Here is a 25,552-nt window from a genome sequence, read left to right on the forward strand (position 1 = left end):
CCCGCTCCACATCCTGACCAGCGCGGATGCCCGTCTGCGCAGCTCAGTAGGGCTTTGGCGCTGCTCCCGTGCCTTAGCGGTGACTACCCCTGTTGACCACTGACCACCGGATATGGCCGGTGCTTAGGGCACGGTTAAGGCACGAAGTCGTTGCCGACGGCAGTGGGTGCCCGAGACGAATCGCCGCGAGTTTGCACACGCCGCCTCGGGCTCATCACTGCCGATCCCCCGAGGCTCCGATGGTCCGAGAGCCTGTGTAGTTGTATGGCGCCTTCGCCAGCGAGTGGGCCGTCGGTCAGGTCATCGCGGTCACCGATGACGACGCGGACACGCTGGACGCGACAGTCGTCGCCCCCCGCCCGGGCCTTGCCGACCTTCAGGTGTGCACTGGGACCGCGTGCGACACCCGCGCCTGACAGCGCCGTCATCACACCAACCCCGTAGCGGCGTACTGCTCAGAGGATGGCCGCCACCTCGGGAAGGACTTCCGCCAGGTCGATGAGCCGGACGTGTGCCGCCGCCTCTTCGGTGAACTGTCCGATCGGCGTGGTCAACGAACCGAACCGCTCTGCGAACAGCACCTGGGTCGACGGGGAGTTGTCCAGTCCCCAGGCCGCCCGCGCCGTTGTGGTGCGCAGGAACCGGATCGGCGCCTGCCCGACCACGTAGAGCTCGGGCACCCGGTCCCCGTCGGCCGCGGCGAGGTGCACGAGGTCATGGAACACGCCGCGCTTGCGCATCGCGTCCGCGCCGGACCAGCGGGCGAGCTTGAACTCGGCCACCCGCCGGTCGGTCTCCAGGTCGTAGGGGCGGGACTCGTCGTTGCCAGCCGCCAAGGACGGTCGCCGCACGATGGTTTCGCCCGGCAGCAGGATGTGCGGCAGGCACAGCGTGATGGCGCAGGCGTGGATGAGGTCGTTGAGCCGGCCGAGGTCCCGGCGCACCAGGAGCGCGGACGCCAGCAGCGACGCGTCGATGCCGACCGCGTCGACGGCGGCAGCGGCCTCCTTCCCGCTGGCTCCAGCGAGCTCATGTTCCAGTGCGGCCACGACGTCGGTCAGCCGGCCGCCGCCGAGGAAGGCCAGCAGCCGGGTGAACGCGGCAGTCGACGCGTCTGGGGCGTCCGATGAACGGCGTTCGGACGGCACGTTGTCCAGGCCTCCGCGGGACAGCTCAGCCGTCATCGCGCAGTGAGCTGAGCTCGGGAAGGGGGCCGGGGCATACGACGGTGCCGGTGACCGTCACCCACGTGACTTTCTCGTACAGGGAGAAGTCGCGAGGCACAGCGACGCTGACGAAGGAGAACGCGACCGCGGAGTTGTCGGTTGCACCGGCCGCTGCGATGTTGGGCTCGGCCTCTGTGCCGAACCCGGCAATCTCCACCGCCTCCCCGTCGGCGTCCACCGCGGCGATGGAGACGCCGATGCCTGCCGGGTTGTCGATGCTTCCGGTGCGCGTGACGCGGAGCGACCACCCACCGTCGGGCAGCCCGTACTCCCCGACCCCGGCCTTGCTGGTTGCCATGTAGTTGAGGCCCGCCACCTCGATGCCGGCCCGGGGCTCAGGCTGGGCGTTGCAGCTGACGCCCACCCGCGGGTCGCTGCCGTCGAGGAGGAAGCCGCCGGTCCAGCCGCCGCGGACATCGACAGTGGCTGCGGGCATGCCCGGCGGTGGCACCGGCGGTAGGGGCGGCATGGTCGGCTCATCTGCCACGTCGCCGGCGTAGGCGATGGGGACGACGTCGAGCGGCGCCGGGCCCGGCGCCGTCGTCGGTGCAGTGGTGGCGGTGGGCGCCTGCCGGCTTGGCGCTGCAGACCGTTCGGGTCGTTCGGTGGCGTGGGGCGCGGAGGAGGAAGGTGCGGCCGCCGCGGTGGCCGGATCCGGCTTCTGGTCCTTATCGCTGCAGCTGCCGATGATGACCAGCGCCGGGATGACAGCTGCGGCCAGCCGCAATCCCCGCGCCATCTTCCGCACTCCCCCGCCTTCCCCGGACTGGTGAGCAGTCTGCCTGACTGGCGGCCGCCGCAGCGGTTGCTCCGCCGAGCCGAGCGGGCAGCTGTCACGGGAGCCGGGGCTGCTCCTCGGGCGGCTCCGTTCGCCTTCGCCGAGGTAACCGGCACCTCCGCCGAGGCGACCGCCCACCTTCGAGCGGTCAACGGCTGGTCGACCGGCGAGGTGGACGCCCACATCGATCGGGCCTTCGCACTATGGGAGCGGCGGTCCACTCATGAGTGGCGGCTCGACCTCAGCATGCTGACGAACGCCGGCATCAAGGTGGTGGAGCCGCCTGCCCCCGGGCGTAGGAGTGAGGAGAGCGCAGCACGCCTGGCGGTCAGGTGGCCCCTTCTGCCCACGGCCGTACACGGTGAACAAGGCAGCCAGACCGCCGCGGCGTACCGACGCGCTGGCGAAGGCCGCTCCGGACCCGAGCCGACCCGCAAGAAGGCGGGCCATGGGCGCCATGGCCGCCATCTACGAGCGACAGACTCACCAGACTTGAGGCATCCAACTCTTGGCTCCATCGATTTCTGACTAGCCAGCGCGCCCGACTCGACTACCCTCTCGGGAACACGTCGGCGCCAACCTGGAGGGTGTCGTGGGCCTACTGGACCATCGGCGAACCTGGAGTTACGAAGTCTCCGCCTCACCCAGCGAATGCATTAAAGCATTTACGTCTGCATTCAATGGGAAAGGCGGCCTGATGGCGAAAGCGCGCTGGAGCGTTAAGACAACCACAGGGTCCGCGACGGCAACATACGAGGGCAGGAGAGGTTTGGGGGCCATGGGCAGCATCCTGTCCCAGACGGCCGCTCAAGAAGCGGAAACTGCGATTGGGTCAGAAGTCACGTTCAGTATCGAAGGCACGAATGGCGGAAAGACGCGCTGCTCCATGGCCCTGGTTTCATCCGGGCGATCAGGAATCGGGGGACGTCTCGGCGCAACGTCGGACGCGCGCTTCATCCGGCCCTATATGCAGGCGGTTAGTGAAGAGATGCGCAGGCTTGACCCAAACGCTCGCATCGAATCAGCCTGAAGGACTTAGCCTCCTAGAGCTTGCCTTTCCTAGGATATCTGTACTTAGCCAGTGTGGGACCTTCCGTTACGCCGGCCCCATGCGCCAAACCTCGGAACCGGCTGCAAACAACATATGGCGCTGCCCGTGAGACGCTCTTCCGAAAGCGCACTACTACGAGACTTGTCGCAGCGATATTGACAAGATCTTACATGGCGAGGTGACCGGCGGCCTATGGTGCGGAGTAATACTCCCCTGGACTAACAGGCAGCGATCCTGCCTGAGGATCACATCGAGCCCCGGGGGGAAGGGATTCTCGAGTGCATGCCTTAATAGGGACTCATCAGTCTCCCCTATGAGCTGGTCGCACAAGACCAGTGGGTCCGACAGGTCGCCTAGTGCTACCAGCGCGGTTACTGCCGAGTCCGGACGGTCCGAGTGCAGACCAGAGAAGTCTCCCTCGGCATAATCCAGGATCCATGCGCTGAGCACCGTATAGCGATGCATACCTTCCATCGTCAGGACTATTTCTCTAGGCCAAGCGTGGCGACTTTCATACGGTGTCACTCGGTGCCGGGCCTTACCCAGCACCCCACCGTCAGGGCGCACCTGAGGGCCAGGACTATCGATAAGCAACGGAGCCGTCTTCAACGGCGCGGCTTCCGGTATCCAGTCGACGTCAGCCCAGGCATAGGGACTGACCACTACCCCACCCCCGGCAATACTCGTCCAACGATCTCCAGCGGCGCGCGAAAGTGTGAGTGCTCGCGCACTTCGATGGGACGCCTACTTTCCACCGTGAACCGATCCTTTCCATATCCGACGGCGTCGGTAACCACGCGGTTGACGAGATGACGAGCCGGACAGCGATGCGGTCCCCACCCGAAGCTATAGTCCGGCCACGGCTCCCCCCTGAGCGCCGTCTGGTGATTTGCCGCCGCGAAGGCGACAAATACGAGTTCTCCATGCTGCAACCGCTGGTCGGCGACCTCCACGTCCCGTCTCACGCTTCGGTAAAGACCAAGAAGCGGACTGTCCTCCATGATTGCGGACCGTCTCCTGCCTCTTCTCGAGCCATCCCCTTCGACGCCTGACAGCAACGCCAACCCGATCGCGGACGCCAAGGTGTCCTCCAGTGCAACCAAGAGGGCGGCCGCGAGACCGGCAATCTGACCGTCCACCTGATGAACCGGACGCCCCGACTCAACCAGGTCGAGATGCAGACCCGCCAACGGAGGCAGCTTTGCGCGCGGGACGATGCGAGCGCTGCTCGCTTCGCCGATTCCCCCCAATAAGGCTTCGACTCGCGCCTCCAGCGACGGCCCGTGTGGGGGTCCGTTGATCGCCAGGACAGCATCTCGAACACTTTCTGCGATAGGCCGGCAGTACTGGCTCATGATGTCGACGGAGCGGCCTCCGTCAAGCCGACCGCCCACCTCGCGAACCAGCCCAGCAGATTCGTTGCGGACCCTTCTAAACACCTCGGAGAAGTGGGACATGAAGAGGCCCCGTTCGAACGAGTGTTGAGGCGGATCCACCGTGAGAAGGAAGTCAAGCCTGACGTCCCGGTGGCCAGGGACATTATTGGAGAACGACGCGACATCGTTGCAGATACGCATCACGTCGCGCGGACTGTGGACGATCCAAGTGCGTTTGTCGGAGCACCAGACGGGCCCGTCGATCGAAGCCAGCTGAGCCCAGGAGGACCTAGGAGCCGCAACCGAGGGCCAAGGCATATCTGGCCGGCTACGCATCATCATGTGGAGGTTCCCAATTCGCCAAGTTAGCGGATTTCGAGACGAGAGCCTCCCCGATTGCAACTGTGACTGCCCCCTCGTACAGATCGTCGATCCACCACCAGGCGCCCGTTGCATTCAGGTCGAGGAACCAATGTCGCGCCTCCGAGTCCACCAAGATGTCGGCTGAGCAGAATCCAACTCCTAGGCTGGCAAGCAATGACTCCAGCTTCATCAACACCTCTTGGGGGAGCGTGCAAGGCGAATACTTTGACATGCCGCCGTCGACGAGGCGGACGTCTAGTACGCCGGCAGGCTTTGACGTCCCCGCCGCGAAGACGCGTGGCGCCGCACCAGATTCACCCCGTATCATGACGACACGTAGTTCTCGCTCGGATTCGAGTTTAGTCTGGTACAAGGCCGGTGAGGCGATCAGAGAGTCGTCCTTAGCGCCACTTAGATCTATTTCGACCGTTGTCGCCGCGTGACCCGTATCTCCAGCGCTCCATAACGCGGCGGAATCACCTAGGTACTTCGCCAAAACCTGGGTCCCGAGTGATGCAACAACAGCCACCATCTCATTACCAGCGACCGTTGGGGGGACTTGCAGCCCAGCTTTACGCGCCATTGAGTACTGCAATACCTTATTCGCGGCCAGTTGGAGGGCGCCGGGCTTGGTAAGCCAGCAGGAGGGCTCCACGAGTTCCATAACGGCCTGCCACAGACGAAGACGGCTCGAATCCGCAGCAACTCTGGCGAGCGGATTTCCATGCCTTGCCTGTTCCATCGGCAGTTGATGGAGCCAGGCGGCCGATATCTGGCTTCCTGCGACTTCGCGCGCGTCACAATTGATGTTGAATGTGGTGCCACTTGGGGTCAACCCGATTGCAACACTAGCCTCGCCATGGCCCATATTGACCCGAACCGCCGGGGCGTCGATGCTTCTTAGATGACGAATAACGCGGTCGGCTTCCGTTCCTTTCCTATGTGAGAAGACGGCGATCAATCGGACCTCCTCCGCAACCTGGACTTCCCCTGGGGATGAACTCCACATAGCCATACTTCGACAAGATCGCGATGGCTAGAAGTGTCGCATCGTCGCTAACCCCAGCCGCTTGAGCCAACTCATGAGGCTGCACGTAGGACCCATTTGACGCCAGCACCCTGGCGCAGCGTTCGATTACCCCAGCTCCAGGAAGATCGCTGATGACGTTGTCGATTAGGTCCGTCACCTTGAAGCGCTGGTGCGGTTGCCATGCAACCAGGTACATCGATGGATCCAATACCTGACTCGCGAAGCTCTGAAAAGGGCCGACACGGGATTCCCTCGCCGACGGCTCACCAGTCGGGAAGCGGTCGGCAGGGGTCCTCTCACCGCCGCGCCGCCAGAGACTAACGTACTGCTCTGCAATAGACCTTGGTGCGAATTGCGTCAGAGCGTGTTCGCGAGCAGCGGTAGCCGTTCGTCGACGATGTTCGGGGTGTTCCACGAGCGCTCGGAGGCCGTTTGATAGGGCGCGACGGTCCACCCGGACCAACTGTGCATGGTGGAGATGGTCGGCCTCCCACGTGAGGAGGTGTCGCCACATGTCCTCGAGTCGGTCCGATCGGAGGTGTGTTGTGGGGAGAGCGATACCGGTCACGCCGTCGCGAATAAGAGTGCCTACGCCAGAATAGTCAGACACCAGACAGGGAAGGCCTGCCATCTGCGCCTCGCCGACGGTGAGTCCGAAGGCCTCCTGGTGACTGTCGAAGAGCCCCACAAATATGTCGGCTGCCCAAAGCGACTGCGTACGAACGTCGTCGTCGACATCGGCAAGAATTTGCACACGCTCTGCTATGCCAAAGAGCTGCGCTTCCCTTGAGAGTTCTGCAGCGTAACCGCTTGAGTCGTCGCCGACTATCATAAGGCGAGCCGCCGCGCCTGTGCCTTGGCATATCTCGGCGAAGCTCCACAGGAGGGGTTCTAGCGTTGCTTTGTCAGAACGCGAGAGGCGCCCAAGGCTCAGTATAGTGATGTCATCTGGTCGAAGACCGAAGCGCTCCCGGGCGGCAACTCTTTCCGGAATTGTTGGCGGTCGCCCTTCCACTGGGAGCGGAATCACTGGGATGCTGCCGGGCCATTCTGGCGCGGCAGCATCTATCATCCATTCGAGCACCTGCCGTGCATGCGGCGAAGAGGCGATTATGGCGTCCTTTGGCTGCGCTTCTACGCGGTTTAGGACGGACGCGGCCTGCAACAAATGCGAATAGCCGAGGGAGTGGTGATTGGAAGTCACAGGGATGCGCCTGCCCAGCGCACTTCTAATTGCGTACGGGGCCTGGTCGAAGACTTGGCCGACGTGGTGAATGATCGTCCGGGAGCTGTCGATGGTTAACGTCGGCAATTGTAAATAGTTGATTGTTCTAACGGGCGCACCAAGCCAGTGGCGAGCGCTTTCATCGAGACGTTTTTCGCCCTCGGGTGTGCTGACAAGAGTAAGAGCAACGCTATCAGTTTGAGATGCAAGGGCCTTCAGAAGTGACCATTGCGCCCGGAAGGCACCAAATCGTGGCCGAGCGGAGTCGTGGGCGGAGGGATGCGGGGCAACCGAGGGGTCGATGAACGCGACCACATCTAATCGGGAGTGTTCTTCAACGTCCTTCCGCCCCCGTCGAGGAGTCATCCCCTTTGCCGCACCTCCTGAAGTCACGGGTGCAGCATGGCTACATGCCCTGGCGGCAGCCGCTTAAGAGTCTCCTCGGCTGCATGTGGCACAGTAGATAGGTTGGACCCGCGTCGCGCGTAGGAGATTGCGAGAGCATGTCTCGGCTGGCCCGTGCGATTCCTTGTACCGGAGTGCCAAAGACCGCCGCCAAAGAATATCGCTGAGCCAGCCCCCACTTGGAGGACGCGTTCACCAGGAACTGGTTCGAGCGGGTCCTCGGGAGCGGTCGGCGGTGTTTCTGACACGTGCGACCCAGGGACGACACGGGTCGCGCCATTGAGAGCCGTAAAGGGGACCAACGGCACAATGACGTTGAGCAACCGCGGAATGGCGCCGGGGGTGCCCGGGTCGTCAACATGCAAAACTTGTTCGCCGGCATCAGTAAGTGGCGCTCGGTATCTAGCACCCAGAAGGTAGAAGTCGCGTCCGAGACTAGCGGCTGCAACCGCGAGCAATCGGTCCGAGAACCAAACGCGGTCGAATGTGGGTCCCGCGTCCAACAGATGCTCCACGTGGAGCTTCCGTTGGGAGCGCCATGCCCCCGCTGCGGCGTCGCGCTCAGCTAGCTCGGCAAGCTCAGCCAATATCGGGCTGATGTGCCCCGGTTTGAGCACACCCTCGAGAACGCAGTATCCGGAGGGATCGTTCGCCACATTCATGTCAGGAAGAAGGACTTCCAGCTATGAGACAGGGCCGAGTGGCGCGCAGCCGAGCGCGACCCTGCCCCCAGCTGCTCAGTTCTCCTGGTGATGCTTCTGAGGGGAGCGCTGAGCCTCACACTCGACGCTCCAGGTCTGCGCCTCCGGGTCATACGTGCCAGGCACCTCGATTGCCGGCAGTGTGACGATCATGTCTTCGAACAGGTCCATTTGCACTCCTTACTGGGAGCGGGTCGGGCCCGGAAGCTAGCACGGTCGGCAAGCCTGAGCGACTCGAACGGCGACCAGGAACGCTCACCGCGCTGCCGAGCGTGGCGACGGTGCGCCTGTGCGCGTTTGGTACCGAGTCGCGGCGACCGTTCATGCCTACACGCATCACTCACTACGCCTCGTCAGCGCGCGCATCTCCCTGCTGCGGGGGCGGTCGGCAGCCACGGAGCTCGGTGGACGCGGACCGCCCGGCCGACTTCAAGCAGGCCAAGCTTGCGCGCTCGACAGCAGGCCGCGGCCCCGACGGCCGCGCGGTGCACGCCCGCCGAGCTGGACGCAGCGCTCGTCCGGATGAGGCTGGCCGCGGACCGCCCGGGCCGATGCCCAGGTCCGGCCGCGCAGCAACGAAGCCTCGCCGTCCCAGTGCGCGTAGACGAGCTGGACGCCGAGATCGCCCCGCCCACGCCATGGCCGCCAGCCGCGTCGGCCGGTGCGTCGAGCACCACCAGCGCCGCGCGCCGACCTACCGGCGGGCGCTAGTGCGGCGCCAGCCCGACCGGGCCGAGCAGAACGCAAGCACTCCGTCGGCTGCAGATGCGGATGACCAATAGATCCAATTTTGCGGCATTGTGACGCGATCCCGCGGCGTTGGGTGGGGCGTCCCGTCCGCGCGATTCCCGCCCTCGCCTAAAGGCCCGAGACTGCACCGCACCGAGACTGCCGCCAGCGTCGTGTCACTTCTGACAGAAAGGTCGTCTCCCTGCATCAACGATGCAACCCGATGTGGGACCCGCCTCGCTATTTGCAGGTGACGTCACTTGGCGCCGGCCCTGTAGGTGGACTCGAACCGCTCGATTGCGTCGAAGTATCGTGGCGCCTCGCCAGGACTCTCCATAGCGACCTGCCGAAGGTAGGCAGTCGCCCGTTCGACCTCCGTGGCCACGTCGAGCCGCGGATTGAGGGCTAGCGCAGCACCCAGCGAGCTGTTGAAACCGTCGAGAATCGGCTGATCCTGTGGCCCGGGCGATCTGATCCGGGAACCGGGCGATGCCATCACGCACATTGTGTGGATCTTGTCGATCGCTCGGCCGTAGGTCTGCAGCGCCCCGGCAAAGTCTCGGTTCCCGTACTGGTCGGCTGCCTCTTGTGCTAGCTGGTCCGGCATTTGCAGTGGCGCGGTCCGGCCTCGCCCGGCGGTCTTCTCCCGGAACCATCCCATAACCCGTCCCTTTCAACCGCCGTAGCTGCGACCACCGCATCCCCCGTAAGCAGTGACCTTCCGGTAGGGAGTGATACGGGTCAAGAGGAACGTGTCGCGAGTTGCGGCGCCGACAGTCGTCCTCCCTATCGCCCGCGGCATGCCACATGAAACGCGGGTCCCACGGAGAAGACCGAGGTTCCAGGCGTCCGCTGCGATCTGTTGCACCAGTGGTCCCACCTGGCGATCCCGCGCTTCGACCGTTCTCTGCGACGGCTCCAGAGCCCGGATGCCGACCGAACGGACTTGAGCGATGTTGACAGCTTGCCCCTCCTCGCCACGGGCATCCCATAGCGTCGACACGCCGAGCGACACGCAGGCCGCCGAGGCGGCGACTCTTCAACCCCTTGACGCAGCGATTCCACACCACCAAAGTCCCCGCCCACGCAACGACCCACGGGGGAGCACTGCATGGAAGCGCTCGGGTTTGTCTACCTCGCCGGCTTCATCATCGCCTGGATCGTCCTCTACCACCGAGTCGGTTTCCCCGACGTCCAACCCGACTGGCGCGAGTTCGTCCTCGGCCACCCCACCGGGTTTGGTGGCTGGGCGATCGCGACCATCGCGAAGACCTGGTTTTGGCCGGCGACCCTCGTCTTCTGGCTGGCCACTGGTTCGCCGGCCTCCAGGTGGAAGGCCGTCGACGAAATTAACGGTCACGAGACTCGCCGAATCCTTCGCGTCTGAACTGACGCGAGGACTGTTCCACTGCCAGTTCTAGGGGTTTCGTCTGGTTTTCGGACCACTGCTCGTGAAAGACGACGCGACTCAAGGAGTTCGACGTTCTAGAGTCGCTGCCTTGACGAGGGCGTCGGGCGCCTGGCGGCGGACCATGCACCTTCGCCATCTTGCTGGTCTCCCCAACAACCTGAGCCGCGCAAACGCATCCCGCCACGACACAGAGGTGATACATCGCATGGCAATCTTTGGTCGACAGCGCGGTCAGGGCCGCAACTCAGGAGAGGCGGGCGCCTCGCTGATCGGCGAATTAGAAGGATTCGGCCGGTTCTCGTTCGACCCGCAGAACCAACCACTTCCTGGGGACCTAGAGTTTCGAGCCTACCAAGTCGCACTGTCAGACCGGTCTGGGTTCCTCAAGGTAATGGCTGACGCTGCGACCCATGGCGGATGGATGGCGATAGGTGCGGAGAGGCTTGTCGTCAGCGTCATTGGCGGCGATCTTCCAGACTCGGAATACGACTCGCTAATGCGGTCCGCCGTTGAGGCGATCCAACAGATGGGCTGCTGGCCGGCTCACGCCACCGGCTACGAGCATAGCTGGGCGATACAACAGGCTCGGTGACCCGGCGAGGGAACTTCTGCCTGTCCTGGCAGAGAGTGTTCAGAGGGAGAAGACATGGCATACAACCCGGAGAAGACCCGCGCCAACACCAGTGGCGAGACAAGTGGCAGCACCCCGAAGCCACCGGTCGACCCCAATAAGGCAAAGAAGGTCGGTGGCGCAGCGATCCGCGGCAGCGGCAAGTAGCAGCCGCGCAGGCGCAGCTGGGGCTTTCCTGTCCGGAGCCCCAGCTGCACCTGCAGAACCCGTAAACCAGGCAGCCGTCGGGGGGCCGGGCTGCTCATCCTCGGAACCGCGGCCTTCAGCGCGCTCGGGCTGGCGCTGACCGCGGTGTTGCCCTTGAGCAAGGCGGTGACCGCAGCTGGCCTTGCCAACCTGCTGCCGGTCGCGTTCTTCTCCGACGTCTTACCCAGCTGCGACCTCCCAGCAGCGACCTGCCAGCCAAGGCATCTCGCCAACGGCATGGTCGCGCTGCTGGACCCGGGTTGGGCCGTGCATCGGCTGCGGTGGGATCGCCGTTCTCACCGCCCGGCTGCTTGGCGTCGGTCTCCTCGCCTCGCGGGCTTCTCCCGGACCGGATCCCGCCCGCGGATACGCGGACGGGCGTGACGGCAACTCTGCCGTCTCTTAAGCCGACGCTGGCCCACCCATGACCCGTCCCCGTCCCCGTCCCTGCCCCCGTCCCGAGGCTCATTCCCCGCGAGGCCAACCTGGGACGACTTTCCAAGACCTACGCCACCCGGGCGTCGGCGGGGAACAGGTCGGCGAGGATGCCATTGGCTACCGCGAGCTGCTCGACGGTGCCGACCTCCAACGGCGAGGACTCTAGGAGCGGGGCGCCCAGACCCGCCTTGAACAGGAGGGGCTCGCCCGTCGCGGCGACGATGCGCCAGTCGTAATCGGCGCCGAACAAGGCAACCGAGTCGGTGGACCGATACTGGCGAACAGCGACGACCAAGGAAGGGAGTCTCGGGTCGTTCAACGGGTCCTCGACACCCTTGACCCTGAGGCGAACCGAGGTGCGCTGACCAGCGGAGGTCGCCTCGAGGGTCAGCTGGATGAGGCCGAGGGCCGCTGCCCTCTGGTCACACCAGAGCATGTCGTCGATGAATTCGAGCGCCCCGAGCAGATCCATCTCGACCCGGCCACGGTCGACCGGGTGGCCGGTGGCCGCCAGGAACTCGACCGTGCCATCGTCGACGTCGACGAGGTTTTTGTCGAAAGCGGCTTGCAGGTACGGCTGCCAGGCGACCACTCGCTCGCGGCGCCTGTCATCGGGCCGGATGGCGAGCCAGCAGAGGGCGGTAATGCTCCGGGAGAAGTCACCGCCGAGCTGCACTTGGATCCGTTGGTCGGTGAGATCGATCTGGTCGAGCCAGCCATCCCCTTGGCCGGTTCCGACGAACGGCCGGAACCAACGGGCCCAAAGATCGTCAAGGTCGTCGCTGGTCAGCTCGATGACGGCGCCGGGGAGTGCTTTGTGGCACCACAGTTGAGCGAAGATCGTCGCGACCATGGAGAGGTTGCCAAGCGGGGCGAGCGGGTCTACCCAGGACAGGCGCGGATCGGTCTGGGCAGCCGCCCACCGTCGCAGCACATTCCGGGCGCGGACGCGCACCTTCGCCGTCGCGGACCAGCGCGCCCCCGTCCCGGACTCAGCGTTACGTGCGATGAGCTGGAGCAGCGACGCGTAGCGGGCGGGGGAAGCCTCTCCGGGTGCCCGGGCGAGCATCGCCTCGAGGAGCTCGATCAACGGTTCCGCGACGCCGTCGCCTCCGCAGAGGCGCTGCCCGAGCAGACGGGCGTAGGTACCAGCTCGCGGATCCCGGCCGAGCTTCTCCCGCTCAAGCCGGTTCCACAGGTCATCGTCGCCGTCATTGCCAGCGGCCTCGTCACGGGAGACGTCCCCAGCACCACCGGCGCCGGCGCGTTCGGAGACGTCCATGACGACGTTGCGGTGCAGGAACAGCAGCGCTTGGCCGAGCGGAGTGTCGAGGTCGGTAGTGGTGAGCTCGGCTGGCCGGCCGGTGCCGGTTTTCTCGCCCACCTGCAGGACGCGGTGCAGCGCGTCTGGGTCGTCGATGACGACGTGGTTCGACACCACCTCGCCGACGCCGTCAACGAGGTGCACGAGGGGGCCGACGAGCGGGGCGGCGGTAGTCGACCCCTTCCCGTCTGGGACGAGAGCCTGAGTGCTCGCGTGGTCCGCGAGACGCCAGGTGTCGCCGAGCGCTGGCTCGGTGATGATGTGGACGCGACGGTCGGCGAGCAGAGTCGCTCTGGTGATCCGGATCGGTCGAGGCGCTGGCGCCTCGCCTCCGGCGTCGAAGGTCAGGTCGGCGAGGGACATGAACGGCCGCGGCTCGGCGGTGGTCTCAGGAGGCGAGAACGCGTGTCGCAGCACGTCCGGCGAGAGGTCTGCGAACACCGCGAGCTCGACGTTGCCCAGCCCGGCTGGGAGGGTGAGTGCCGCGTGGGACAGGTTGGCGGAACCGGAGAGGAGCCAGCCCTCCTCCCCCGCGACTGCGCCGACGAGCTTGGCGTGAGTGAAGCGGTCCGGCACGTAGGCGAGCGTCTCGACTTCGGCTCCCCCGCCGGCGAGACGAGCGGCGAGACGGCCTCCGTCCACATTGGTGGAGCTGGCGAAATACAGGATTAGTCGCTTCGGCCTGAGGCGGTCGACGAGACGGCCCAAGGCGTCGCCCGCCTCGTCGTAGTAGGGCGCCGTGACGATCAGCTGGTCGACCGCGCCGGTACGGGCGATCACGGTGTCACAGAACTGGTCGGCGAGCGGCCGGTCCAGGTTGTGCCACAGCGGGGAGTCGGCGACCGCACTCGGTCCGGACAACTTCGGCAGGCGCTGTTCGAGGTCGGTGAAGCGCTCGGCGAGGAGGGTGTCGTCGACGGCATTGATGAGCCGGCGCATCCATGACCGCCAGGTGCGAATGGCGGCGTCCCCGTGCGGGGTCCCGGCGACGAAGGCGGTGAACACCTCGCGCCCGGCGTCGATGCCATTGGTCGACAGGTTCCCCGACCCGACGAGCAACTTCGCCGTGCGTGCCGTCACGGTGAGGTACGACTTTGGATGGAAGCGGCCGGGCCCGACGCGAACACCGCGCAGCAGCCACCGGCGATTGACGGGCCCGAGGATCTCGATGCGTTCGGGCGGTACAGCGTCAAGGCTGGCGTCGAGACGGTCGCGGTCGGCGAGTACGACGGCGTTGAGCGGTGGATCACCGAGTCGGCCAAGCAGGTACTCGTTGAATAGGGCGAGGTCGAGGTTGTACGTGGTTGCCCACAGTGCGACGCAGTCGGCGTGGAACAGCTCCGCGATCGGTTTGATGACGAGTGCCGGGTCGCTGTCCGGCGGGCCGGGGCTCACGGGAGCGTCTCCGCGATGAACGCCCGCCCTCGATCTGTCAGCACGGCATCGTTGTTGTCGCGGTCCCACAGGCCGAGGTCCGCGGTGAGCCGGGACAGCGGCTCATTGCGGATCGCAGCGAGGGGGAACCGCCCGATGCCGTTGTTGAAGAACCTGACTCGGCCGTCCTCCCAGCGGAAGCGGAACGTGTGCTCGGGCAACTTCGAGTATGCGATCCGCTCGTGGACGCTAACGATGAAGCGGTGCACGATCCACCAAAGCGTGTCAGCAACGGTGGGTGCCTCCGACAGGTGGGTGTTAAGCGCTTCGAGGACGGTGGCCAGCGACGGCTGCCAGTTGGACCGCACGTTTGAAGAGAGGATCCAGCCGGGGTCGGTGCGGCCGGATGCCCGGCGGTGGAGTTCCAGGAACACGATCAGCCCGCTGGTCGCAGTGTCGATGGTGTCGGTGGCGGCGCGCAGCACCTCGAGTGGCGCATCCTGTACTGGCAGCTCGACGCCGGGGAGCGAGATACCGCCGTCGGCGACGCGTGCGACGAGTTCCGCCGTCGCCAGGTCGGCTGTCAACGCCGGAGGGCCGCCGACCATCTCCCTGGCGATCGACCGAACTCGCTCCCACGTGAGTCCCTCGCCCTGTCCGGTCAGCGACGCCCTGATCCCAGCCCGGCAGAACTCAGACCAGATGCTGCACAACGCGTCCTGCCAGACGTCCTTGGCCACCAGCCCGGCCCACTGCCCAGCAACTCGCTCGTGGTCGGCGGACCTGTACGGCAACGGCGGCGACCACAGCGCCTCCCGGTAAGCGCCCTCATCATCGACGACCTGGGGATCGCCGTCGATAAGCGTGAGGTAATGGGCGACGCTGCGTCGTCGCTGGGTCACCGCCGCGCCGGTCGCAACGGCGGCGATATCCGCCGCGTCCTCCTCGCCCGCTTCGGCGGCGTCGTCGCTGGGCTGCGCCGCCGGCGCGGGCGCCAGTGGTGGGTCGGGATCTTCGCCGAACAACGCATCATGGACCGCATCGCGTTCGGCTCGGCGCTCGCTGAGCTGACAGAGGCAAGCGACGCGGGCGTACTCGACGAGGACGTCCCGCGGGATGGGATCGGTGGTGAGCATCCACGACGTCGCGTACTCAGTGCCTGCCACGGCATCTCTGAACGTGGAAGCGAGCCTGCGGGCGCGGTCGGTGCCGTAGAGCACGTCCACCGTGATCGGCGTGTCGCCGAGCAGCGTGCCGGCTCGGGCGACGATGCCGAGCTCGGCGAGCGGGGATCGGTAGTAGAGCCCATAGCCACCGAAGGCGCTCTCCACGGACTGGCCTCGCGGGTAGGGCGGTTCCTGGTTGTTAACGATGCCGCGGAGGCTCTGGGCGCCGACCGGCCCGTACTCGCAGCCGTGGGGACAATTCAGCACCGCGAGGCCGTACTCCCACTCGCGGGCCTTGATGAACGTTGACAGCGAGTTTCCGTCGGCGGGAAGGCGTAGCTCTCGATACTTGTCGAGGAGGTAGGCATGGAACGAGAAGTACCGGGCCTGCCGAGACAACTCGAGGATCCCTGGGAGCAGCCGGGGCATCAGACGGTCCTGTGTAGTCGTCTGTAACCCGAGGGGGTCGCGGCCCTCTTTCACGTCGAGTGACGCGCCAACCCACCGCGGGGGCCCGACGCGCGGTGGTGTTACGTCCCGCTCCGTGAGCGTCATCGTGACCTGGTCAGCAAGCCGCCAACTTTCACGTCCCTCATGGTGCCCAACGCGCGAAGGAGGCGCATTCCCCCTAACTAGTCCCCCCGATCGAGCCGACGACCTCCAAGCTCACCCAGAAGGCGCCGAATGTCATCGGCGGACCCAGACTCATCACCACCGTGTACCAGTACGAGTCCTGAGCCAAGTCTCTGCGCGACGGGCCGCTCACGTGGCCGGACTCCCCTCCGGACAAGCCAAGGGAACTCTGGGCAGTAGCTAGGCCAGTAGCTAGGTGAGTCGCTGCCGCTATCGTCCGCCCATGGCGTCGTCGCTATCGATCAGCGTCCTCGAGCAGCGTTGGCCGCGGCTGTATCACCTGACGGAGATCGGGGCCTGGCCGTCGATCGAGCGCCACGGGCTCTTGTCGACGGCATCGCTGCTCGACGTGTACGGAGTCGTCGGCCCTGACCGCGAGCGCCTGCTGTGCCAGCGCCGGCCTGAGATGAGGCGCCTTGAGCGCTCGGACGTTGGAACCGCGTGGATACGCGACAACAAGCCGATGAACGAGACAGTCCTGCGCCGGACGCTGGTAGGCATGGACGTATCCGAGTACTACTGGGCACTCAACCACCGAGTTTTCTTCTTCCTCGATGAGCCGCCGCTGCTCAGGCTCAGGAACGCGCCCCCCTACCGGGACCGAGCGCACGAGATGCTCGTCCTGGACACCGCTGCGCTCCTGGCGCGATATGGCCACATCGTCGAACTGTCGCCGTACAACAGCGGCGCCGTCCATCCCGGCGCGAAGGTGCAGCGTGGACCGAGGCCTTTCCTGCCCATCGGCGAGTACCCGTGGGATGAGCGTCGAGACAAGCGACCCTCCATCGCCGAACTGACGGTTCCTGGAGGGGTGCAGGACGTGAGTAGCCTGCTGATCGAGCGTAGGAGACTGCAGCCGGAGACCGGCGTCGCCAAAGCCGATACGGCTCACGATCTGCCGTGGTTTTGCGGTCGATGAAAGCTGGCTTCGTAGCTCGAGGGACCGAGTAGCCGCAGGGCTTACCCAGCGATTGCAGCGCCCGGTCGGGAACGACGAGGGCTAAAGGTGGGCCACAGGAGCCTGGGCACCCGGTCGGCGACGCAAGGCAGCCAGGCACGCACGAGCCTAGGAGGGCCCGCCACCACCGGCGATCGGCCCTCCAGTAGTTGCTGTAGCGGGAGTACCGGCCGAACCAGCGCCATCGCGCTGCGTTCTTGCCCACGCACGGGGCCGGAGCTTTGACTGGGTGATCAGGCAGCCCGTGGCAACCTGAGTACCTCGGCGACCCTGTCGTTGCACAACGGCACGTACTGCCCGTCGACGGTTCGCCCTCCCCCGAAGAGCTCCACGACACGACCCGACGTCCGGTCATCGAGCAGGGAAGAGTCTGCCGCGAGCGCTCGGTTCACGTAGTCCACGACGTCCGGAGCCGCCAGTTCGGCAAGGGCGTTTCGCAGCTTCGAGTGAGCGTCGTCCTCGAGCTGAGCGCCCGAGAGTGCTCTGACGTTCTCGGCGATGACGGCCGCCGCCAGCATGATCTCCACGATGCGGCGCCGCGCCTCCGCGCTGCTCATCTTCGTCCGGTGCCCTTCGAGGGCGACCTCGACCTCGCTCGTGAACGCCGCGACCAACATCGAGGGCGCTTCGGACGTGACGGCTTCGTCGCCACTTGCTACCGCTCGCGCGGGCTCGGCCGCCGTTGCCGCGCGGTCCTTCCACCAGCTCGTGAGGCTCGGCAATCCCTTGAGACCACCGATGGTCAGCAGGACGCCGACGCCGAGGCCGACGACCACCCTGAGAAGGCCGGAGTCACCCTCGCCCTCGTCGACGGGACCCCCGAAGACCGCCTGTGTCTCCAGCTTGTTCGTGTCGTCAGAACGCGCGAGCGGGCTGGTGCCACCGGCTGAGAAATGCGTACCAGCGGGTCGCCCAACCCACATCGGCTCCCACAGCAGGTCGGGGTCCAGGTCCTCGAAGGTCATTCTGCGACTGTAAGTGCGAGCGCTGACGATTCCTCGGAGGTCAGAGCCGTCGAGTCACGTACCACCCCTTCGAGGGAACCGTAAAATTGGCCGGTCCTGCCTGCGTCATGGCGCACAACTTGACCTACGGCGGGTGGCCACCCCACCCCTTACCGCTTCCGGACACCGGGGCCCACTCGGCGTCGGTGTCCAACGGGACTGCCCCAACTTCGGGTGAATCGTCGCCGTGGTGCCGCGGTCGTCTCGGCTATGGACCCCCTTGCTAGGTCGGGGGTCGAGGTGCCTGCGGCCAGGAACCTCCGCCAGGCCCCTGCGGCCTGCCCACACCGAGCGCCCGCTGGACACTGAGGCACGGGGAAGGCACGGTCCGGGGCCTGCCGCCCGCCTGACCAGCGCAGATGACTGTCAAGAGCCCTCGCCTTCCAAGCTGGCCATGCCGGTTCGATCCCGGTCACCCGCTCTCGGCAGTGACCAGCCCGGGCCGATCAAGCCCGCACGCGGTGCCGCGGGTCCTCGACCGTGAACCGGTCAGCCACGGGACGAAGCAGGTTCAGACCAGAGCGGTCCGGCAGCGCGCGAGCATGTCGCGACGTACCCGACCTCGCCGCGGGAGAGCGGCGAAAGGATTTTCCTGCTCCAGTCCGCGCGGCGCGGCTCAGCCCCTCAGGTCGGTCACGACGGTCCGCCGGACGTCGTCGGACAGCGGTCCCTTGACGTACAGCTGAAGGCGCGTGAACACATCGCCATAGCGGCGCTGGATCTCTGCGGCGACCTTGTCGGGCTCCGCGACGACCGCGACGGCGTCGAGCAGTTCGTCATCGACGAGATCGCCCATCTCCCGCCAGCGGCCCGCCTTGGACATCACGTTCAGGTCGGTCTGCAGATCGCCCCATCCATGAAGGTCCAGGACCGGCCTGTAGGCCGGTGTGGAGGCGTAGAAGGCGAGCTGCTCCTTGGTCGCCTGCTTCACTGCTGCCATTTCCCGCTCGTCTGCTCCGGTAACGACGAATGGCATGCCGCCCACCTCGAAGCCGTCCATGGACTTGCCCGCCGACGCGCGGCCGGCCGCGACGAGGGGCAGCGTCACTTCGCGCAGATAGCGCTCCGTCGTGAACCCATGGCACAGCAGCCCGTCACCCACCTGGCCGGCCACCTGGGTCATTGCCGCGCCCACTCCGGCGAGCAGGATGCCAGGCGTTCCGTGCGGGTTAGGGCCCGGATTGAACATCGGTGTCATCAGCGTGTGCCGGTAGAACTCGCCCTCGAAGTCGAGCGGGACACCCTCGTGCCAGGTCCGCCAGATCGCTCGGATCGCCGTCACGAGCTCACGCATGCGAGCCGCCGGCTGCGACCAGGGCATCGAGAAGCGACGGGTGATGTGCGCCTTCACCTGCGAGCCGAGGCCCAGCAGGAACCGGCCCTCCGACAGCAGGTGGAGGTCGTTGGCGGTGACCGCGAGCGTCATCGGTGATCGGGCGAACGCGACGGCGATGCCCGTGCTGATTTGCGCCCGCGACGTGGCGGACGCGACGAGGGCGGCGGCGAGGAAGGGGTTGTGCGCTGCCTCGATCAGGGAAACACCGTCGTACCCCTGTTCCTCGATATGCCGGGCGGTCTGGAGCACCCGCTCCGGGGCCACGTCGAGCTGGTAGTCGACCTTCATCTGTCAGAACCTCTCTGGGGCAGTACTGATGGGCAGTCGTCGACCGCTGCTGGAGCGGCGGCGGTGCCTGCGCTCCTGCTGCACGCTCGTCAGGACGCGGTGCAGGCCCGGGTGAACTCGAGTCTTGTTCGCAGAATCAGACGAGCGATGCCGACCCAATCCCGGGTTGACAGCCACGGTGGCCGACAGAGCCACGACCCTCCAGCGCGTTGCCACGGTTCCGCCGCCGGTCAGCCAGCCATCGTGAGTCCACCGCTCACGCTGAGAACCTGCCCGGTGATGAACGAGGCGGAGTCCGAAGCGAAGAACAGGACGGCCGCCGCCACCTCGTCGGGCTGCGCGAGGCGACGAAGGGGGATGGCGCGGATCAGGGCAGCCTGCATGCGGTCGGGCAGACTCCGGAAGAGCGGTGTGTCCGTCGGTCCTGGGCACACCGCATTGACGGTGATCCCGTACCGCGCGGTCTCCCGCGCCAACGCTTTGCTGAAGGCGATCAGACCCCCTTTGGCCCCGGCGTAGACGACCTCACCCGAACTGCCGACGCGTCCGGCGTCACTCGCGATGTTGACGATCCGGCCGGGCGCGTCGCGCTGCACCATCCGTTCCAGGAAGACGCGGCTGACATCGACCGGCGCCATGAAGTTGAGCGCGAGGAGGTGGTCCCAGAGGTCACGCGAGTTGTCGAGGAAGGGCTCCACGAGGTCCCAGCCGGCCGCGTTGACGACGATGCTGACCGGCCCGAGGGCCTGCTCGACCGCATCCGCGAGGTGCGCGACGTCCTGCCGGTCGGTCAGATCGACCTCGATGGCGACGACTCCCTCGCCCAGACTCTCGGCAACCCGCTGCGCCCCGGCACCGTCCCTGTCCAGGATGGCCACGTGTGCGCCCGAGCCGGCCAGTGCCTCGACGACGGCCCGGCCGATCCCCGACGCGCCCCCCGTCACGACGGCCGTCCGGCCGTTCAGGTCGACCCTCACGCGGCAGCTCCCCCCGGCGACCCGTAGCGGTGCTCCCCGTCCTCCACAGTGAGGGCGAGCCTCCCCTGTGCGACCAGGAGATCGAGGTGCGTGACCGTTTCGCAGATCGCGAGCATCTGGTTGAACGGATCCAGATCGGACAGGAGCCTCTCCCGGCGCGTCCACCGCAGCCTTCCGGCGATGTCGAAAGCCGTGGCGGCCCCGCCCGTGACGGCGGTCTCGGTCTGCTCCAGCCGCGCGCCATGATGGGCCACGAGCTCGTCGATCCTCCGATGAACACTCGGCGTGGTGGGCCCGTGCGCCGGGAGCAGCATCGCATCGGGCCGCGCGCGCACCACCGCGAGCGACCGCAGGTAGTCGCCCAGCGGGTCGGGCGAGAGCACGGGCTCGAAGCCGATCGAGGGCGTGATGCTCGGCAGGACGTGGTCACCCGCGAACAGCAGCTTCCCCTCGACGTCGTGGAACACGACGTGGCCGCGGGTGTGCCCGGGCGTCGGGACGACGTCCAGGACCCGTCCGTCGACCGGGATGACATCGCCGTGGTGGAGCCACGAGTCGGGGTACTCGAAGTCCTTCGGGTTGACGTCTTCCAGCCTCCCCATCGCGGACAGCCGGTCGGCGATCGCCCCCGCTCCCCCACGACGAAGATGCAGCAACTGGTGCTGCAGCGGTTCGCGCGCAGGGTCTTGCGCGGCGCGGATCGCCGGGAGCTCCCCCGCACCGAGGGCGACGGGCGCACCGAACTCCCGGCGCAGCAGGATCGCCTGCGTGTAGTGATCGCGATGGACATGGGTGATCAGGAACCGTCGCACGTCCGTGAACGCCTTCCCCAGGACGTCCAGGGCCTGTCGCAGGCGCTCGCGGGCATCGTCGACGGCCCATCCGGAGTCCACGAGCACGAGGTCCTCGTTGGCCATGAGCGCATAGACGTTCACCGCCCGCAGGCCGTCGTTCGGCAGCGGCAGGGGAATCCGGTACACGCCGGGGGCCACCTCGAAGACGCCCGGTTGCTCCCAGTCCGCGTCGCCGTCCGGCCGCACCCGGAGCGAGGTCACGGCGGTGGCCCGCCGGCCGAGGCGGACCCGGGCCGGAACCGGCGGAAGTCGGGCGGCCGCTTGTCGTTGAAGGCCGTCAGGCCCTCGCGCGCTTCCTCGGACGCGACGAAGAGGTCGAGGGTGTCCCAGGCCATCGAGCCGATGCCGGCGATGGACTCGCTGTCGGCGTTGAAGGAGTGCTTGAGCACCTTCAGGGCGGTCGGGCTCTTCGCGAGCATGATGTCGGCCCAGCGCCTGACCTCGGCCGCCAGCTCGGCAGCCGGCACCACCGTGTTCACCAGGCCCCACGCCTCCGCCGTGCGGGCGGAGTGCTGTTCGCAGAGGTACCAGATCCGGCGGGCGCGCTTCTCGCCGACGATCCGGGCCAGGTAGGCGGTGCCGAGGCCGGCGTCGAACGAGCCCACCTTGGGACCCGCCTGCCCGAACGTGGCGTGCTCGGCGGCGATCGTGAGGTCACAGATGACGTGCAGCACGTGCCCGCCGCCCACCGCCATGCCGTTGACCGCCGCGATGACCGGCTTCGGGATGTCGCGGACCACTCGATGCAGGGCTTCGATCTCGAACAGCCCCGAGGCGCTCGGCCCGTAGTCACCGGTCTCCTGCCGCTGCTTCTGGTCGCCGCCGACGCAGAAGGCTCGGTCACCGGCGCCCGTCAGGGCGACGACGCCGACGGTGCTGTCGGCCCAGGCGGTCTTGAAGGCCCAGATGAGTTCGTCGATCGTCTGCGCCCGGAATGCGTTCAGCCGGTCCGGGCGGTCGATGGTGATCCAGGCGAGTCCGCCCTCGACCTCGTACCGGACGTCGGTCAGGTCATCGGGACCTGCCGGGCGCGTCACGCGCGACCACCGAAGGTGTCGATGATCGCGTCGAGGTTCTCGCTGAACCGCTCCGGCGACAGCCCGAAGCTCGGCGAGTACAGCAGGGCGTCGTCGTACAGGCCGTCGAAGACGGCCTCGAACCTCTGCCTCGCCTCGTCGGGCGGTCCGGTGACCGCCATGAGGTCGACGAGCTCGTCGGGCACCGCCGCGATCATCCCGGCTTCGTCACGGCGTGCCCACGCCGCGCGGATCTCGTCCAGATGCCGCTCCAACCCGTGCAGCGCGAAGACGCCGGCATAGCTCTTGACGACGGCGTAGAACGCGATCTGCGCCTTCGCGTCGTTGCGGGCCTTCTCGACGTCGTCATGGATGGAGCAGATGACGAACCCGGCGATCGGGATCTCGAGGTCGCCGCGGTCGGTGACCTTCGTGCCGGTGGCCAGTGCCGGGCGGACGACCTCCTCCACGTACCGCCGCGTGAAGATGGGATGTCCGACGAGGCCGTCGGCGACCCGGCCCGCGGCCTCCACCATCCGGGGATTGACGCCGGCGAGATAGACGGGGATGTCACTGCGCAGGGGCGGCCGGACCTCGACCGTCGGCTTGAGACGGACGTTGTAGAAGCGGCCCTGGTGCTCGACGCCTCGGTCGTCCATCGTCCAGAACCGGCGCAGCAAGGGGACGAGCTCCTCCACCCGGGTCGCCGGCGCCTCCGGGTCGACACCGTGCCAGTCCCGCTGCATCGTGCGGGTGCCGGTACCGAGTCCGAGGACGAGCCTGCCTCCGGAGAGCTCGTCGAGGTCCCGCGCCTCTGCCGCCAGCACCAGCGGCGAGCGGCCGACCGCGTAGGCGATGCCGCTCCCCAACGTCACGCGCTCGCTGGCCTGCGCCATGGCCGCAAGGGAGACGATCGCCGTGCGCTCGTAGAACTCGGTCGTCCAGACCGAGTCCAGGCCGGCGGACTCCGCTCGGGTGGTCAGGCGTGTGGCGGTGGCGATGTCTCCGCCCAGCAGGACGATGCCCAGCCGTGAGGAGGCAGCGTCCGGACGCGTCACCACGTGCGCTCGTCGATGATCATGGGACCTCCCTGTGGAAGCGTTCCTGCCGGCACGATCCGTACTTCCGCCCGGACCTTGGCGGCGTCCCGGAAGGCACCCGTCAGGACTGCCTCCGGCACCGCACACGGGGACTCCACCTCGAGGACGGCGGAATCCTGGTTTCCGTCCCGGCTGACGACCAGCCGCCCGGCGGTGGCGCCCAGCGCCCGGGTCACGTGGTGGTCGTAGACGAACATTCCGCGCACCTTGACGCCGGGACCGACCCGGCCCAGTACGCCCTCGAGACGCCGTGACGTCCGGCCGCAGCGGCATCCGGCCGGCAGCTCACGGGACAGGTCGCCGGTGCCGAGGCGGAGCATCGGGTAGATGTCGGAGAAGGTCGTCACCACGACCTCGCCCGTCTCCCCCTGCGGGAGCGGTGCCCCCGTGGCGGGGTCGCAGATCTCGACGTGGTGGCTCTCGCCGAGGTGATAGCCGTCCCTGGCGCCGCACTCGTAGGCGATCAGCCCCAGGTCCGCGGTGCCGTACGTCTGCGACACCCGCCCGCCGCTGCGCTGCTCCAGTTGTTCACGGAGGTCGGCCGTCATGCGCTCGCCGGCGACCAGCGCCGTGCGGAACCGCCACGGCGGCTGTGCCCGGGTGAGCAGGATGTCGAGAAACGACGGCGTGCCGATGTAGCCGCTCACCGGGACGTCGGCGAGCAACTGCAGCTGTTGTTCGGTGTTGCCCACCCCCGCGGGGACGACGACGCAGCCCAGGCTGACGGCGCCCGAGTCGAACGCGTGCCCGGCCGGGGTCAGGTGGTAGGAGAACGTGTTGAGCACGATGTCGCCCGCGCCGAACCCCGCCGCGTGCAGCGCACGGGCGAAGCCGCCGACATCGCTGCGACCGTGCTGCGGGTCGTAGATGGGGCCGGGCGACATGAAGAGCCGGGGGATCTCCCCGAGGCCGACCGTGAGCAGCCCGCCGAACGGAGGATCTGCGGCGTGCATGGTCTGCAACTCGCGCTTGGGGAGCACCGGCAGCAGTGCGAGGTCCTGCACGGAGGTGATGTCGGCCGGCTGCACACCCGCCGCCTCGAGCCACCGCCGCCAGCCCGGCGCACGTTCCCACGCCCGCGCCAGCACACCCGGGAGCCGCGCCTCGATGTCGCCGCGGCGGGTCGCCTCGTCGCGTGTCTCCAGTTCGTCGAAGGGCGGAGCCACGACGGTCATCCCAACCACCTCTTCCGTCGTCGATACGTCTTCACGTCCCGGAAGCTGCGGCGCGACCCCACGCCCGCGAGGCCGAGGTAGAACTCCGCGACGTCCTGATTCGCCCGCAGCTCCTCAGCCGTGCCGTCGAGCACGATCCGCCCGTCTTCCAGCACGTAACCGTGCTGGGCGATGCGCAGGGCGGCATCGGCGTTCTGCTCCACGAGGAGCACGGTCAGGCCCTCGTCGGCGTTGAGGCGCTGCACGATCTCGAAGATCTCCTCGACCAGCATCGGCGCCAGACCGAGGCTCGGTTCGTCGAGGAGAGCGAGCTTGCAGTTCGACATGACCGCCCGGCTGATGGCGAGCATCTGCTGCTCGCCGCCGGAGAGCAGGCCGGCCCGCTGGGCGCGCCGTTCCTTGAGCCTCGGGAAGTAGGCGTACGGAACGTCGAGTGCCTGCCGAGCGGCACGCAGGGAGCCGCGCCGATAGCCACCGACCAGGAGGTTCTGCTCCACGGTCAGGTGCTCGAAGACCCGCCGTCCCTCGAGCACCTGGACCACGCCTCGTTCGACGACCTGCGAGGCCGGCATCCGCAACAGGGACTTGCCCTGCCAATTCACCTCGCCCCGGACGACCTCGCCGCGCTCGGCGGCGAGCAGGCCCGAGATGGTCTTGAGCACGGTCGACTTGCCGGCGCCGTTGGCGCCGAGGAGGGCCACGATCGAGCCCTCCTCGACGCGCAACGAGACTCCCTTGAGGACGAGCGCCACGCGGTTGTAGACGACCTCCACGCCGTCAAGGGTCAACATGACGGC

21 protein-coding genes are annotated in these 25,552 nt (G+C 66.9%); 5 read left to right on the forward strand and 16 right to left on the reverse strand.

The window, feature by feature from the left end; all coding sequences use genetic code 11:
• Positions 1-455: 455 nt before the first annotated feature.
• Complete coding sequence (locus E4P38_RS00590; protein ID WP_135129779.1) at positions 456-1,184, reverse strand: PE-PGRS family protein; 729 nt, start codon at positions 1,182-1,184, stop codon at positions 456-458.
• On the reverse strand, positions 1,174-1,965 hold the full coding sequence (locus E4P38_RS00595) for a hypothetical protein (RefSeq protein WP_135129780.1): 792 nt from the start codon (positions 1,963-1,965) through the stop codon (positions 1,174-1,176). Before E4P38_RS00595 ends, E4P38_RS00590 begins: the two co-directional genes overlap by 11 nt.
• An 817-nt stretch (positions 1,966-2,782) precedes the next feature.
• Between E4P38_RS00595 and E4P38_RS00605 the strand changes: the two genes are divergently transcribed.
• A complete protein-coding gene (locus tag E4P38_RS00605) occupies positions 2,783-3,034 on the forward strand; it encodes a hypothetical protein (RefSeq protein WP_135129781.1) in 252 nt (83 codons plus the stop codon).
• Positions 3,035-3,717: 683 nt separating this feature from the next.
• Here the strand turns inward: E4P38_RS00605 and E4P38_RS00610 are convergent.
• Positions 3,718-4,635: a hypothetical protein gene (locus E4P38_RS00610; RefSeq protein ID WP_167760377.1), complete on the reverse strand. Its 918-nt coding sequence runs from the start codon at positions 4,633-4,635 to the stop codon at positions 3,718-3,720.
• 124 nt (positions 4,636-4,759) lie between these two features.
• Positions 4,760-5,755, reverse strand: a complete 996-nt coding sequence (locus E4P38_RS00615) for a hypothetical protein (RefSeq protein ID WP_135129783.1) — start codon at positions 5,753-5,755, stop codon at positions 4,760-4,762.
• 538 nt (positions 5,756-6,293) lie between these two features.
• On the opposite strand from E4P38_RS00615, the gene E4P38_RS23320 reads away from it, so the two are divergent.
• The gene (locus E4P38_RS23320) at positions 6,294-6,614 is read left to right on the forward strand and encodes a hypothetical protein (RefSeq protein WP_245160703.1); all 321 of its coding nucleotides are present in this window, start codon (positions 6,294-6,296) and stop codon (positions 6,612-6,614) included.
• A gap of 1,577 nt (positions 6,615-8,191) precedes the next feature.
• Here the strand turns inward: E4P38_RS23320 and E4P38_RS23695 are convergent.
• Together E4P38_RS23695 and E4P38_RS00630 are read right to left on the reverse strand one after the other, a co-directional pair.
• Positions 8,192-8,326 carry a hypothetical protein gene (locus tag E4P38_RS23695; protein ID WP_280791032.1) on the reverse strand — a complete coding sequence of 45 codons (135 nt, stop codon included), beginning with the start codon at positions 8,324-8,326 and terminating at the stop codon, positions 8,192-8,194.
• An 814-nt stretch (positions 8,327-9,140) separates the two neighbouring features.
• Positions 9,141-9,545: a hypothetical protein gene (locus tag E4P38_RS00630; protein WP_135129786.1), complete on the reverse strand. Its 405-nt coding sequence runs from the start codon at positions 9,543-9,545 to the stop codon at positions 9,141-9,143.
• Between the two features lie 450 nt (positions 9,546-9,995).
• Here E4P38_RS00630 and E4P38_RS00635 point away from each other — a divergent pair, with 450 nt between their 5' ends.
• Together E4P38_RS00635 and E4P38_RS23700 are read left to right on the forward strand one after the other, a co-directional pair.
• Complete coding sequence (locus E4P38_RS00635) at positions 9,996-10,271, forward strand: hypothetical protein (protein WP_135129787.1); 276 nt, start codon at positions 9,996-9,998, stop codon at positions 10,269-10,271.
• A 670-nt stretch (positions 10,272-10,941) separates the two neighbouring features.
• Positions 10,942-11,073 (forward strand): hypothetical protein, encoded by a 132-nt coding sequence (locus E4P38_RS23700; protein ID WP_280791033.1) that lies wholly within the window; start codon positions 10,942-10,944, stop codon positions 11,071-11,073.
• Positions 11,074-11,617: 544 nt separating this feature from the next.
• Here the strand turns inward: E4P38_RS23700 and E4P38_RS00640 are convergent.
• Together E4P38_RS00640 and E4P38_RS00645 are read right to left on the reverse strand one after the other, a co-directional pair.
• Positions 11,618-14,269 carry a hypothetical protein gene (locus E4P38_RS00640; RefSeq protein WP_135129788.1) on the reverse strand — a complete coding sequence of 884 codons (2,652 nt, stop codon included), beginning with the start codon at positions 14,267-14,269 and terminating at the stop codon, positions 11,618-11,620.
• Positions 14,266-15,843, reverse strand: a complete 1,578-nt coding sequence (locus tag E4P38_RS00645) for a hypothetical protein (protein WP_135129789.1) — start codon at positions 15,841-15,843, stop codon at positions 14,266-14,268. The genes E4P38_RS00640 and E4P38_RS00645 overlap by 4 nt, the downstream gene beginning before the upstream one ends.
• A gap of 427 nt (positions 15,844-16,270) precedes the next feature.
• On the opposite strand from E4P38_RS00645, the gene E4P38_RS00650 reads away from it, so the two are divergent.
• Entirely contained in the window at positions 16,271-16,966 is a 696-nt protein-coding gene (locus E4P38_RS00650) for a hypothetical protein (protein WP_135129790.1), read from the forward strand.
• Positions 16,967-17,238: 272 nt separating this feature from the next.
• On the opposite strand, the gene E4P38_RS00655 is transcribed toward E4P38_RS00650, so the two are convergent.
• The 8 genes from E4P38_RS00655 to E4P38_RS00690 all read right to left on the reverse strand — a co-directional run bounded on the left by E4P38_RS00655 (position 17,239) and on the right by E4P38_RS00690 (position 25,546).
• Positions 17,239-17,970, reverse strand: a complete 732-nt coding sequence (locus tag E4P38_RS00655) for a hypothetical protein (RefSeq protein WP_135129791.1) — start codon at positions 17,968-17,970, stop codon at positions 17,239-17,241.
• Positions 17,971-18,625: 655 nt separating this feature from the next.
• Positions 18,626-19,633 (reverse strand): TIGR03617 family F420-dependent LLM class oxidoreductase, encoded by a 1,008-nt coding sequence (locus E4P38_RS00660; protein WP_135129792.1) that lies wholly within the window; start codon positions 19,631-19,633, stop codon positions 18,626-18,628.
• A gap of 230 nt (positions 19,634-19,863) precedes the next feature.
• Positions 19,864-20,610: an SDR family NAD(P)-dependent oxidoreductase gene (locus E4P38_RS00665; RefSeq protein ID WP_209308854.1), complete on the reverse strand. Its 747-nt coding sequence runs from the start codon at positions 20,608-20,610 to the stop codon at positions 19,864-19,866.
• The gene (locus tag E4P38_RS00670; protein ID WP_135129793.1) at positions 20,607-21,665 is read right to left on the reverse strand and encodes an MBL fold metallo-hydrolase; all 1,059 of its coding nucleotides are present in this window, start codon (positions 21,663-21,665) and stop codon (positions 20,607-20,609) included. The genes E4P38_RS00665 and E4P38_RS00670 overlap by 4 nt, the downstream gene beginning before the upstream one ends.
• Positions 21,662-22,501, reverse strand: a complete 840-nt coding sequence (locus E4P38_RS00675) for an enoyl-CoA hydratase-related protein (protein WP_135129794.1) — start codon at positions 22,499-22,501, stop codon at positions 21,662-21,664. The genes E4P38_RS00670 and E4P38_RS00675 overlap by 4 nt, the downstream gene beginning before the upstream one ends.
• Positions 22,498-23,541: an LLM class flavin-dependent oxidoreductase gene (locus tag E4P38_RS00680; protein WP_245160704.1), complete on the reverse strand. Its 1,044-nt coding sequence runs from the start codon at positions 23,539-23,541 to the stop codon at positions 22,498-22,500. Before E4P38_RS00680 ends, E4P38_RS00675 begins: the two co-directional genes overlap by 4 nt.
• Positions 23,535-24,755, reverse strand: a complete 1,221-nt coding sequence (locus E4P38_RS23325; RefSeq protein ID WP_135129795.1) for an AMP-binding protein — start codon at positions 24,753-24,755, stop codon at positions 23,535-23,537. Before E4P38_RS23325 ends, E4P38_RS00680 begins: the two co-directional genes overlap by 7 nt.
• The gene (locus E4P38_RS00690; protein ID WP_135129796.1) at positions 24,752-25,546 is read right to left on the reverse strand and encodes an ABC transporter ATP-binding protein; all 795 of its coding nucleotides are present in this window, start codon (positions 25,544-25,546) and stop codon (positions 24,752-24,754) included. The genes E4P38_RS23325 and E4P38_RS00690 overlap by 4 nt, the downstream gene beginning before the upstream one ends.
• Between the last annotated feature and the right edge of the window lie 6 nt (positions 25,547-25,552).

This window comes from Blastococcus sp. CT_GayMR16 (assembly GCF_004570875.1).
Taxonomy (GTDB): domain Bacteria; phylum Actinomycetota; class Actinomycetes; order Mycobacteriales; family Geodermatophilaceae; genus Blastococcus_B.

Excerpts from the sequence above, each read along its gene's own strand:
- E4P38_RS23695 (WP_280791032.1), bottom strand. The coding sequence starts at position 8,326 with ATGGACCTGTTCGAAGACATGATCGTCACACTGCCGGCAATCGAGGTG.
- E4P38_RS23325 (WP_135129795.1), bottom strand. The coding sequence starts at position 24,755 with ATGACCGTCGTGGCTCCGCCCTTCGACGAACTGGAGACACGCGACGAG.
- E4P38_RS00605 (WP_135129781.1), top strand. The coding sequence starts at position 2,783 with ATGGGCAGCATCCTGTCCCAGACGGCCGCTCAAGAAGCGGAAACTGCG.
- E4P38_RS00630 (WP_135129786.1), bottom strand. The coding sequence starts at position 9,545 with ATGGGATGGTTCCGGGAGAAGACCGCCGGGCGAGGCCGGACCGCGCCA.
- E4P38_RS23320 (WP_245160703.1), top strand. The coding sequence starts at position 6,294 with ATGGTGGAGATGGTCGGCCTCCCACGTGAGGAGGTGTCGCCACATGTC.
- E4P38_RS00690 (WP_135129796.1), bottom strand. The coding sequence starts at position 25,546 with ATGTTGACCCTTGACGGCGTGGAGGTCGTCTACAACCGCGTGGCGCTC.
- E4P38_RS00650 (WP_135129790.1), top strand. The coding sequence starts at position 16,271 with ATGGCGTCGTCGCTATCGATCAGCGTCCTCGAGCAGCGTTGGCCGCGG.
- E4P38_RS00590 (WP_135129779.1), bottom strand. The coding sequence starts at position 1,184 with ATGACGGCTGAGCTGTCCCGCGGAGGCCTGGACAACGTGCCGTCCGAA.
- E4P38_RS00635 (WP_135129787.1), top strand. The coding sequence starts at position 9,996 with ATGGAAGCGCTCGGGTTTGTCTACCTCGCCGGCTTCATCATCGCCTGG.
- E4P38_RS00595 (WP_135129780.1), bottom strand. The coding sequence starts at position 1,965 with ATGGCGCGGGGATTGCGGCTGGCCGCAGCTGTCATCCCGGCGCTGGTC.
- E4P38_RS00655 (WP_135129791.1), bottom strand. The coding sequence starts at position 17,970 with ATGACCTTCGAGGACCTGGACCCCGACCTGCTGTGGGAGCCGATGTGG.
- E4P38_RS00645 (WP_135129789.1), bottom strand. The coding sequence starts at position 15,843 with ATGCCCCGGCTGCTCCCAGGGATCCTCGAGTTGTCTCGGCAGGCCCGG.
- E4P38_RS23700 (WP_280791033.1), top strand. The coding sequence starts at position 10,942 with ATGGCATACAACCCGGAGAAGACCCGCGCCAACACCAGTGGCGAGACA.
- E4P38_RS00660 (WP_135129792.1), bottom strand. The coding sequence starts at position 19,633 with ATGAAGGTCGACTACCAGCTCGACGTGGCCCCGGAGCGGGTGCTCCAG.